The sequence below is a fragment of the Corynebacterium sp. ACRPS genome (assembly GCF_022346005.1).
GTDB lineage: Bacteria > Actinomycetota > Actinomycetes > Mycobacteriales > Mycobacteriaceae > Corynebacterium.
This window is the reverse complement of sequence record NZ_JAKRMY010000007.1, coordinates 124670-134325: the sequence shown is the minus strand read 5'-3', so window position 1 is coordinate 134325 and position 9656 is coordinate 124670. Positions and strand designations below refer to the sequence as shown.

Sequence of the window (9656 nt, the reverse complement as noted above, 5' to 3'; positions counted from 1 at the left end):
GCGTACACACTGCGTGGGCCGTCCACTAAAGAGTGCCTAAAAACTACCCCCGGTACCCGATATCCGCACCGGTCGGTACTCGATACCGCCCTACCGGTACTAAATAGCGTCGCGCGTCACACAACATCAAAACCGACCAACGCATCCACTACATCATGGACCCGGTCACCGGCACCGTACCTACCAAGTAGACCACCCCAAAGGACCACTGACCACCCACAACACACACTGGCACTATACCTGGAGGAAATTCTTGGACCACAAAAAGAAAAAGCACCAGAAACAATCTGGTGCTTGAGGGTCCTGCCTAGAGAACGAGCAGGTCATAGCGGGTGGCTTTGACATCGGAAAGCCGCTTGCGGGCGCGCTCTAAGCGCTGCCATTGTTCCTGGGGGATGGATTTCCGGGCGATGGTGACGGTTTCAGCATCGGGGGTTCCCCAAGCAATGGGCATGGGGGATATCTGCTGCCAATGCTCTTTATCGGAAGTAGAACGCTGACCGGACACGGCGGCGACTGGAACCTTGGTGCCAACGGTGCGTTGGACGCCGGGAATGGAGGACACCGTGCGCAGGCACGCGCCCCAGCGTGGGGGAAGGGACGGATCCACATTGGTATTTACCAAGGCAAGAAGGATCATGTCTCGCTCGTTGACCTGCGCGATGACGGCGGGAGCGAGCGGATAAGAGTCATAGAGGGATTGGGCCGTTCCCACCTTGCTTGCAGCGGCGACGCCGACGATGGCAACGACGATGCCAAAGAGGATGAGCCCTAAGCCCAGGGTGATTCCCCAGGAAAAGTTCCACCAGACGGCGGCGCCGGCGATGATCAGGATGAGGCCGAAGATAAGCCCGGATACGCGAAGCCGGTTGGAATCGCGCAATAACTCGTTATTGGCCTTGGCAAAGGACTCGTCAACGTCGAACTTAAAGATCTTCATTGGCCTAAGTCTACTGCGTCCATGAGCCGGTAGGCATATCCTTGCTCGGCGAGGAAGCGTTGGCGGTGCATGGCGTAGTCCGCATCTAGGCTGTCGCGGGTGACCAGGGTATAAAAGAGCGCCTCGGTTTCCTTCGGGCGCAGCAGGCGGCCAAGGCGTTGTGCCTCTTCTTGGCGGGAGCCAAAGGTGCCGGAGACCTGGATGGCCAGTGCCGCTTCGGGCAGGTCGATGGAGAAGTTGGCCACTTTGGATACGACGAGGATGGCCAGCTCGCCCTCGCGGAATTGCTGGAAGAGTTTTTCGCGCTTGGCGGTAGAGGTGGTGCCATCGATGACGGGGGCATCGAGGTGCGCGCCTAATTCGCGCAGTTGATCCACATATCCGCCGATGATGAGCGCTTGTTGGTCATGGGAGGCAAGGATCTTATCGACAGCCCGGAGCTTGGCCGAGGCTTGTGCAGCGATGCGGTAGCGATCGCGCGGCTGCGCGGTGGCATAGAGCATGCGTTCTTCCGGATCCATATCCACGCGGACTTCGATGCACTCCGCGGTGGCGATATAGCCGGCCATTTCCAGCTCTTTCCACGGCGCGTCGTAACGCTTCGGGCCGATGAGGGAGAAGACATCGCCTTCGCGGCCATCCTCGCGCACGAGGGTGGCGGTAAGTCCTAGCCGGCGCCGCGATTGCAGGTCCGAGGTCATGCGGAATACGGGTGCGGGAAGCAGGTGGACCTCGTCGTAGATGATAAGCCCCCAGTCGCGGGAGTCGAAGAGCTCGAGGGCGCGGTACTCACCCTTGGTTTTCCGGGTGACCACTTGGTAGGTGGCGATGGTAATCGGCTTGATTTCCTTCTTCTCACCGGAGTATTCGCCGATATCGTTTGGAGAAAGCGTCGTGCGGCGCAAAAGTTCGTCGCGCCACTGGCGGCCGGCAACGGTATTGGTAACCAAGATGAGGGTAGTGGATTGCGCCTTGGCCATGGCGGCAGCACCTACGATGGTTTTGCCGGCACCGCAGGGCAGCACGACGACGCCGGAACCGCCGGACCAGAAGGCATCGGTGGCGTATTCCTGGTAATCGCGCAGGTGCCAGCCGTCCTCGTTCAGCGCGATGGGGTGGGATTCGCCGTCGATATAGCCGGCGAGATCTTCGGCGGGCCAGCCGGCCTTGAGGAGTTCTTGCTTGAGGCGGCCGCGTTCTGAGGGCGCCACGGCGATGGTGTTGTCATCGATGCGCGAACCCAGCAGTTTTCCTACCTTGCTGCGGGAGAGCTCGGTGAGGATGGCGGGTTCTTCAGATTCGAGGATGAGCCCGTGGGCGGGGTGCGCCTGGAGGCGGACGCGGCCGTAGCGGGACATGGTCTCGGCGACATCGACAAGCAGCGATTGCGGGACCGGGAACCGGGAGTAGGTTTCTAGGACATCGACGACCTGCTCGGCGTCGTGGCCGGCGGCGCGGGCATTCCACAATGCCAGGGAAGTGATGCGGTAGGTGTGCACGTGCTCGGGGGCGCGTTCCAGTTCCGCGAACGGCGCGAGGGCGGTGCGCGCAGCGCCGGAATCTGGATGATCGACTTCCAGCAAGACGGTCTTATCCGACTGCACAATCAGTGGTCCGTTCATGCGTCTAGGGTAACGGAGGTGATGCGGTGCAAGGGAAACCGGATGGTGGAGCCATCGGCGGCGCGGGCATCGATTTGGCCACCGGCGACGGTCAGTGGGGTAACGGTGCGGGTCTTGGTATTGCCATTTTTATCGGCGTAGCCAATGGTGATGGGGCGTGCGGTGCGCGCGGCGGCGTGGACCAGATCCAGGTTGGGCAGGCTCGGGGCCTCGCCAGTGGTGAGGTTGCGCAGCGCACGCGCGATATCCGGCGGCGCGGCTTGAGCGCGAGGGCTGGGCGTGGGAAGTGTCGCGGGCTCGGGCGCGATGGACAGGCTAGCGCCGGTTTCGTCCTCGGCGGCGGGGGAGAGGCCGTGCTCGCGCAGGAGTTCCAACAGCTCGCTGACGCGCAGCTGGGAAATCGCGACCGTGGGGGCCAGCAGGCGCAGCGGGGTGGCCTTCGCGGCGATCTGCAAGAGGGCTGGGTCCTCGCTGCGCAGGTAGGACAGGGCAGGGCCGGAGCGCAGGGTGCCGTGGCGCTTGGCGATGTCCTCGATGTGGAACGCCAGCGTATGCGGGACATCGCCATGCGCGGCGAAGAAATCGCGGATCTCCGTGCCTGTCATCCCGCGGTCGAGGCCGCGGCGGAGGGAGGCATCGCTAATGCGGTAGACGCTGGCGAGTCCAGGTGATTCCAAGTCCGCGAGGGACTCCAGGGTGTGGTGGGCCGCGGGCTCGAGGGGCCCTGGCACGAGCACGGTCATATCCGCCTGGACCAGGAAATAATCGATGGTGTCGGGTGTGAGGGTATCGGCGGCATCGAAGCCATCGATAAGCACGCTGGTGGCTCGCCCGAGCGCGATGGCGCCTATCCATTCGGCCTCGCGGTGCAGCTCCTCGATGGTCTCCGGGGAGGTATGCGTGGCAAAAAGCGGGAAGGAAAAATGCAGATCCTCTTGAAATTCGGCCGCGGACAGCGGCTGCGCGGAGTGGAGGTAGACATCGAGGATGTGCCGGCGAAATTTGGGTAGGCGGTCGGTGCTGGCAGAGAGCACCCGGCCGGATTCCCACGGGGTCCAAGGGGAGTATTCCCAGGCCGAGAGGAGCACGCGCCACTGCGCGGCTAGTTCTGCATCGAGCCACTCTTGGGCGGAGTCGGTGGGTGCGAGGAAGTTCCCTTCGTACCCGGACGGCTCGCCGCGGTTGATAAGTCGCGCAGACAGGCCAAGCGTAATCAGGCGGCGCAGCTCTGGTTCCGCGATGTCCAGCTGCTTGCTGAGCTGGGCAAGGGGACGCACGCCGACGGTTTTATCCTTGAGCAGCTCGATCGGCCGGGCGCCGAGGGCAGAAATCAGCTGTTGCATGCCGCGCACTACCGACAGGCCTGCGGCGGTGCCGGCGTCATCGGCCTTGCGGTCAGCGGTGGGCTGGCCGCGGCGCGCGGAGGGCTCAGTAGGGATGTGTGGGACGGTGTGCCCCTTCATCGCGCGATGAACCTCGCGCGGGAGGCGAACGGTCTGGGAGTCAACGCGCTGCAAGAGTTGCTTGGCAATCAGCCGCGGCACGGGGTGGGCCGGATTGGTCTCGCGGGTGGTACCGATGCCATTGGAGCGCGCCAGGGTGGCAAGCACGTGGCGTTCGTCTTCGGCGAGGGCATCGATTGTCGCGGGCGATACCTCGAGCTGGTTGAGTAGCGACCAGCCCGTGGGCAGCGCGGGCATGACCTCCGGCGGGATTTGCACCGCGCCGAAGGCGAGGCCGCGCTCCTTCAGCTCGCGGGTAATTTCGGGGTTGTGGTCTTCTACCTCTGCAAGCTCGCCGCCGCGCTTGGCGATGCCCTCCAGCACCGCCAACTGCTGCGCGTTACACTCCGCTAGCGCCCGGGCGATAGAGGTGCGCAAGAGGAGGCGCGTGGCCAGCGCCGCGATGGAGGGCGGCAGCGGGGTTAAAACATCGGGGCGGTGGCGAAGGATGGTGGCCAGTTCCTCTTCCGAAAGAGAATTAAGCCAGGTGCGAAAATGCGGGAGGTGGGAGGACTGAGTCATGATAAATCACAATTTTAGCGCCGGATTGAGTTACGTTTTTGCCCGAGGTTTGAAATAATAAGGCTATGTCGAATGAAAAGAATGGCTTTGTTTCCCCGGCTTGGCCGGACAATGAACACCGCGAGCATGCAATTACGGAAATTTCTGCGCCTTTTGCTGGTGCTTCCAGCCCCTACGGCGACGATCTGGTGCTGCCGATGCCGGCAGAGAAGTTGAACTACGTTCACCCTTATACCCGCATCAATCGCTAAAAAAATTCCCCTTGCCGCGGACGGCGAGGGGAATTTTTATGTGCTTATTTAGCGGCTGAAGTTCTCAACCAGCTGCGCAACCGGGTCGATGACGTTGCGGTTCGCGGAGTAGAACGCGTTAAAGTCGTGGCGGTTTGCGTGGTAGAAGTCGGTGAACTGCGCCGGCAGCTGCAGGCCGTAAGCATTAGCGGTGTCCTTAACAAGGTTGTAGACGGCGTCTACGGCGAGCTCATCGGACTTGTTTTCTACTGCCTGCTGCACTGGCTGTGGTGCCTCAGCGGGTGCGGAAGGTGCGGTGCGCTCGGTTGGCGCGGAGTTTAGGCCAAGGGAGGCCGAGCATGCGGGCCATGCGCCCCAGCCCTGGTTAGCCAGGGTGCGCTCAGCGATGACAATCTGCTGCTCGCGGGTTGCCTGGTTAGCGGTAGGGGCGAACTCACCGCCGCCGTATGCCTGCCAGGTCTGCGCGTTGAACTGCAGGCCGCCGTGGTAACCATTGCCGGTGTTGATGTGCCAGTCGCCGCCGGACTCGCACTGTGCGAGGCGGTCCCAGTCGGAGTCAGGGGCAGCGGCGGCGTTCGGCGCCATGATGGCGGCGGCTGCGCCCAAGGCAACGGTGCCCGCGGTGAACTTGGCGGCAAAGTGGTTAGTCTTAGCGGAGTGGCGTCCCATAAAAGTAGTCCTTTCCGTGGTGCCCGTTTTCGTGTAAATGTATTGCGCCTAGAAGAAAGGATGGGCAGGGAAACCTTCTTTGCGGCGACACTGGGGGCCAGCGTAGCGGTTTATAACGAAATAGTCACGTTCTGGGCACTAAACGGGAAAGAATTGAGACTATTGTGGTTCCGTCAGCAAAGTTTCCGCAGGTAATTGCGGCGTTGTGAACTATGTCACACGACGCGTGGAACTTCTGTTCTGTATAACTTCCAGCTAAACTTAAGAATTTACCCAAGAGAAGAGGTGGATACCTATGCCCATTGGCAAAGTGAAGTGGTATGACGCCGAGAAAGGTTTCGGTTTCGTTAGCAACCCGGGCGATGAAGACGTCTACGTCGGCCGGAATGTCCTGCCCAAGGGAATAGAAGAAATCTTTCCGGGCCAGCGCATCGAATTCGATTTCGCGGCGGGGCGCCGCGGGCCGCAGGCGCTGCGGGTGCGCGTGCTGGATAAGCCGCGCCGGCGCGCGCCGGCGCGCAAGCCGGAAGAGCTCGGCAGCATGGTCTCTGATGTCATGACCCTGCTGGAATCCCAGGTGCAGCCGGTGCTGAACTCGGGGCGTTACCCCGAGCGCAAGACCGGGCGCCAAGTAGCAGAAATCCTCCGCGCGATTGCGAAGGATTTAGATAGTTAATCATCCATGGTGGATAGGGACCACACGGTGGCGAGGGGGGTTTCTTCGCCATCGTCGTCGGTGCCAATCATGAGGGAGGAGACCTCCACCACCATGAGCCGGGGGCGCTCGCCAGTCGATGCCTCGATGGGGTCTACCGAACCGGGGATATCCACCTCGGTCGTTTCATTCGCACCGTGAGAGGTTTCGTCATTGGCGGCGGGATCATCATAAATGGACAGTACCTTCCATTCGTGATTAGAAATCTCTTCGGGGATGTCCAGATGCAAGGTGTCATCTTCGCCCACGGTTAGCTGGGGAACATCGCCTTCGGGGCAATCGGTTCCCGGCTCGCACACGAGGTAGGGTGTGACCTCCTTGGTGTTATCCCCCACGGAGGCGGTAATAGCAATCTCGCTCGGCTCTGGGCCTGGGCGCGAATTGCGCCAGCTTTGAAAGATCACCACGGAGGCGACGATGACCGCCACGACCACGATGAGCGCGAGGATCTGCAGCAGCGACTTTTTCCTTGCTTCCTTACGGGTTGCCATGGCCCATTACTTTACTCGAACGCGGTAGAGCTCATCCCACCGCTTGCCGGTAAGCCAGAATTCATCGGTGCCCTTGATATGCGCGATGCCGTTTAAGACATCATCGGGATCGGTGTATTTCGATTTATCGATGGCATCGGTAGAAATCACCGCGGTGACCTCGCCGGAGGAGGGATCTATGCGGTAGATATCTTCACTTCCCCACACATTGGCGTAGACATCACCGTCCACGCATTCCAGCTCATTGAGATCTTCCACGGGCGAGCCCTCGAGGGTGACCTCGGTGGTGGAGTGCTCCGCAAAGGTTTCTGGATCCATGTGGCGCAGGGTAGAGGTGCCATCGGACATGATGAGCTCGTCCTGGTTGGCGCAGAGCCCCCAGCCTTCGCCGGCATAGGTGGCGGTGTCCGTACGCTGGAAGTCGCCGCCATAGCGCAGGGCCTGCCCGCGCTTCCAAGTCAACTGCCAGATGGAATCGCCGTATTGGGTAATGCCCTCCCCAAAAAGCGAGTCATCCAGGGCGTGGTTTTGGAGGACCTCGCCGGTTTCAGGGGAGAAGCGGATGAGTTTGGATTCGCCCCATTGCCCGGTGCCGAGCAGGAGGTTGCCCTCGCCGTCTTCTTCGAGGCCTTGCGTAAAGGAGTTCTCTGGCAGCGGCGCGGTATCGAGGACTTCCACTGATAGGTGCTCGGGGGAGGAAGATTCAGAATTATCAGAAGAGCAGGCGGTTAAGGCGCAGCAGGGCACGGCAATGAGCGCGGCGCGGCGGAGAAACGACATGCACCATATGTACCACTGTTGGCGGGCCATCATGAATAATGAGGGGCGTGAGTAAGCGAAAAGCAAATCCGTTGATCGATTCCCGCGCCGTACGCATTGCGCGTGAGGCATTGGAAGAGGTGGGGGAAGGGGGCATCGGCAAGCATAGGGGCGTCGCTGGAATGGGCCGCAATGTTGTCACCCATCGCTTTGCGGCGGATATGCCGGGCTACCCAGGATGGGAATGGCAGGCCGTGCTCGCGTGCGCGGAAGGTTCGCGCTACGTCACCGTCAACGAGGTGGCGCTGGTGCCTGGCGGGGAGGCGCTGCAGGCCCCGGAATGGGTGCCGTATGAGGACCGCGTGCTGCCGGGGGATTTGGGCCCGGGAGACCTCATGCCGCCGGCCATCGATGATGAGCGCCTGAACGGAAATGAGCTTTCCGCCAAGGGCCTGGCGGATGCCAAGCATCGCTGGCAAGAGGAATATGGTCCAAACTCGGAGATGGCGGCCAAGGCGCACCTGCAGTGCCGCACGTGCGCTTTTTATATGCAGCTCATGGATAACTTTGGGGTATGCGCCAACGAGTATTCCGCTGATGGCCGCGTGGTGCACGCGCGCTACGGTTGCGGTGCGCATTCGCAGACGCGGGTGAGCGAGGAGAAGGCGCCGGCCGCGGCCTTCGATGATGAAAAGCCCATTTACCAAGATTTTGATTTTGAGGATTAAAGCAGCACACTTAGGGCGTAAAAATACCGCTCTACGTGAAAGGGCACGGCGTGAAAGCCACTCTCGATCGCTATTTCCACATTTCTGAACGCGGTTCCACCATCGGAACCGAGCTACGCGCGGGAACGGTCTCGTTCTTCGCCATGGCATATATCATTTTGCTCAACCCGCTGATCCTGGGCACGAGCCCGGACGCGGAGGGCTATACCTTAGGCGTGCCGCAGGTTGCGGCCGCCACTGCGCTGGTCGCCGGCGTGATGTCCATTGCCTTCGGTGCGATTGCGAAGTACCCCTTCGCCATGGCCGCGGGCCTGGGCATGAATACCTTCGTCGCCGTCAGCATGGTCGCTACCAGCGGGCTGACCTGGCAAGAAGCCATGGGTCTCGTGGTAATCGAGGGCCTTATCATTGTCCTGCTCGCCGTGTCCGGATTCCGTACCGCGGTATTTGACGCCATCCCGCAGCCCATGAAGGCCGCGATGGGCGTGGGCATTGGCATGTTCATCGCCATGATCGGTTTCGTGGATGGCGGGTTCGTTACCCGCGTGCCCGATGCCGCACAGACCACCGTGCCGGTGGGGCTGGGCATTAATGGCTCGATTGCCACCTGGCCGGCGGTGGTCTTCGTCATCGGCCTTATTATTTGTGCTTTCATGGTCATCCGCAATGTGCCGGGCGGGCTATTTATCGCCATCATCCTCAACACGGTGATTGCCTTCATTGTCCAGGCGCTCACGGACTCCGAGGACTGGGGCATGGCCGCCCCAGAGGCCCCAGATGCGCTGGGTGGGCTGCCGGATCTGTCCATCGTGGGCGATGTGAACCTGGTCGGCGCCTTTGCCAATATCGGCGTGATCTCCACGGTCCTGCTCATCTTCACCCTGCTGCTGACCAACTTCTTTGATGCCATGGGCACCATGACCGGGCTGGGCAAGCAGGCCAAGCTCGTGGATGACAACGGCAACCTGCCGGGCATGAAGAAGGCGCTGGTCGTGGAAGGCGCCGGCGCGGTGGCCGGTGGCTTGGGCTCGGCGTCCTCGAATACCGTCTTTGCGGATTCCTCTGCCGGCATTGCCGATGGCGCGCGCACCGGCCTGGCCAATATCATGACCGGCCTGCTATTTATCGCCGCCATGTTTTTCACCCCGCTCTATGAGATCGTGCCCATCGAGGCCGCCGCACCCGTCCTGGTCATCGTGGGCGTGATGATGGCCGCGCAGCTCACGGATATCCCGTGGACGCGCATGGAGGTGGCCATCCCGGCCTTTTTAACCATCGTGGTCATGCCGTTTACTTATTCGATCGCCAATGGCATCGGCGTGGGCTTTATTACCTTCGCGCTCATGTCCACCTTTGCTGGTAAGGCCAAGCAGGTGCACTGGATCATGTGGCTGCTTGCTGGCTTGTTCGTCATTTACTTTGGCATCGATCCGATTTCGGAGGCCATCGGCTAGCCT

The 9656-nt window shown here is 61.3% G+C and carries 10 protein-coding genes; 4 read left to right on the top strand and 6 right to left on the bottom strand.

Annotated elements, in window-relative coordinates; all coding sequences use genetic code 11:
- Window positions 1-307 precede the first annotated feature (307 nt).
- The 3 genes from MHX65_RS05830 to MHX65_RS05820 are packed head-to-tail and all read right to left on the bottom strand — an operon-like array spanning window position 308 to window position 4586.
- Complete coding sequence (locus MHX65_RS05830) at window positions 308-940, bottom strand: DUF3239 domain-containing protein (protein WP_239269238.1); 633 nt, start codon at window positions 938-940, stop codon at window positions 308-310.
- Entirely contained in the window at window positions 937-2562 is a 1626-nt protein-coding gene (locus MHX65_RS05825) for a DNA repair helicase XPB (protein WP_239269237.1), read from the bottom strand. The genes MHX65_RS05830 and MHX65_RS05825 overlap by 4 nt, the downstream gene beginning before the upstream one ends.
- Window positions 2559-4586: a helicase-associated domain-containing protein gene (locus MHX65_RS05820; RefSeq protein ID WP_239269236.1), complete on the bottom strand. Its 2028-nt coding sequence runs from the start codon at window positions 4584-4586 to the stop codon at window positions 2559-2561. Before MHX65_RS05820 ends, MHX65_RS05825 begins: the two co-directional genes overlap by 4 nt.
- A gap of 65 nt (window positions 4587-4651) precedes the next feature.
- Between MHX65_RS05820 and MHX65_RS05815 the strand changes: the two genes are divergently transcribed.
- Window positions 4652-4837 carry a hypothetical protein gene (locus tag MHX65_RS05815; RefSeq protein WP_005279826.1) on the top strand — a complete coding sequence of 62 codons (186 nt, stop codon included), beginning with the start codon at window positions 4652-4654 and terminating at the stop codon, window positions 4835-4837.
- Between the two features lie 48 nt (window positions 4838-4885).
- Here MHX65_RS05815 and MHX65_RS05810 read toward each other — a convergent pair whose 3' ends face one another.
- Window positions 4886-5506, bottom strand: coding sequence for a resuscitation-promoting factor Rpf1 domain-containing protein (locus MHX65_RS05810; protein ID WP_005281857.1), 621 nt, complete (start codon window positions 5504-5506; stop codon window positions 4886-4888).
- 295 nt (window positions 5507-5801) lie between these two features.
- Between MHX65_RS05810 and MHX65_RS05805 the strand changes: the two genes are divergently transcribed.
- On the top strand, window positions 5802-6182 hold the full coding sequence (locus MHX65_RS05805) for a cold-shock protein (RefSeq protein ID WP_239269235.1): 381 nt from the start codon (window positions 5802-5804) through the stop codon (window positions 6180-6182).
- Here the strand turns inward: MHX65_RS05805 and MHX65_RS05800 are convergent.
- Window positions 6179-6712, bottom strand: coding sequence for a DUF2771 domain-containing protein (locus tag MHX65_RS05800; protein WP_239269234.1), 534 nt, complete (start codon window positions 6710-6712; stop codon window positions 6179-6181). The two genes, MHX65_RS05805 and MHX65_RS05800, sit on opposite strands and share 4 nt — an antisense overlap.
- A gap of 6 nt (window positions 6713-6718) precedes the next feature.
- A complete protein-coding gene (locus MHX65_RS05795; RefSeq protein ID WP_239269233.1) occupies window positions 6719-7525 on the bottom strand; it encodes a glutaminyl-peptide cyclotransferase in 807 nt (268 codons plus the stop codon).
- Between the two features lie 5 nt (window positions 7526-7530).
- Between MHX65_RS05795 and MHX65_RS05790 the strand changes: the two genes are divergently transcribed.
- Together MHX65_RS05790 and MHX65_RS05785 are read left to right on the top strand one after the other, a co-directional pair.
- Window positions 7531-8199 carry a DUF3027 domain-containing protein gene (locus tag MHX65_RS05790; RefSeq protein WP_239269232.1) on the top strand — a complete coding sequence of 223 codons (669 nt, stop codon included), beginning with the start codon at window positions 7531-7533 and terminating at the stop codon, window positions 8197-8199.
- A gap of 50 nt (window positions 8200-8249) precedes the next feature.
- Window positions 8250-9653: an NCS2 family permease gene (locus MHX65_RS05785; RefSeq protein WP_239269231.1), complete on the top strand. Its 1404-nt coding sequence runs from the start codon at window positions 8250-8252 to the stop codon at window positions 9651-9653.
- Window positions 9654-9656 lie beyond the last annotated feature (3 nt).

Excerpts from the sequence above, each read along its gene's own strand:
- MHX65_RS05830 (WP_239269238.1), bottom strand. The coding sequence starts at position 940 with ATGAAGATCTTTAAGTTCGACGTTGACGAGTCCTTTGCCAAGGCCAAT.
- MHX65_RS05825 (WP_239269237.1), bottom strand. The coding sequence starts at position 2,562 with ATGAACGGACCACTGATTGTGCAGTCGGATAAGACCGTCTTGCTGGAA.
- MHX65_RS05820 (WP_239269236.1), bottom strand. The coding sequence starts at position 4,586 with ATGACTCAGTCCTCCCACCTCCCGCATTTTCGCACCTGGCTTAATTCT.
- MHX65_RS05815 (WP_005279826.1), top strand. The coding sequence starts at position 4,652 with ATGTCGAATGAAAAGAATGGCTTTGTTTCCCCGGCTTGGCCGGACAAT.
- MHX65_RS05810 (WP_005281857.1), bottom strand. The coding sequence starts at position 5,506 with ATGGGACGCCACTCCGCTAAGACTAACCACTTTGCCGCCAAGTTCACC.
- MHX65_RS05805 (WP_239269235.1), top strand. The coding sequence starts at position 5,802 with ATGCCCATTGGCAAAGTGAAGTGGTATGACGCCGAGAAAGGTTTCGGT.
- MHX65_RS05800 (WP_239269234.1), bottom strand. The coding sequence starts at position 6,712 with ATGGCAACCCGTAAGGAAGCAAGGAAAAAGTCGCTGCTGCAGATCCTC.
- MHX65_RS05795 (WP_239269233.1), bottom strand. The coding sequence starts at position 7,525 with ATGATGGCCCGCCAACAGTGGTACATATGGTGCATGTCGTTTCTCCGC.
- MHX65_RS05790 (WP_239269232.1), top strand. The coding sequence starts at position 7,531 with ATGAGGGGCGTGAGTAAGCGAAAAGCAAATCCGTTGATCGATTCCCGC.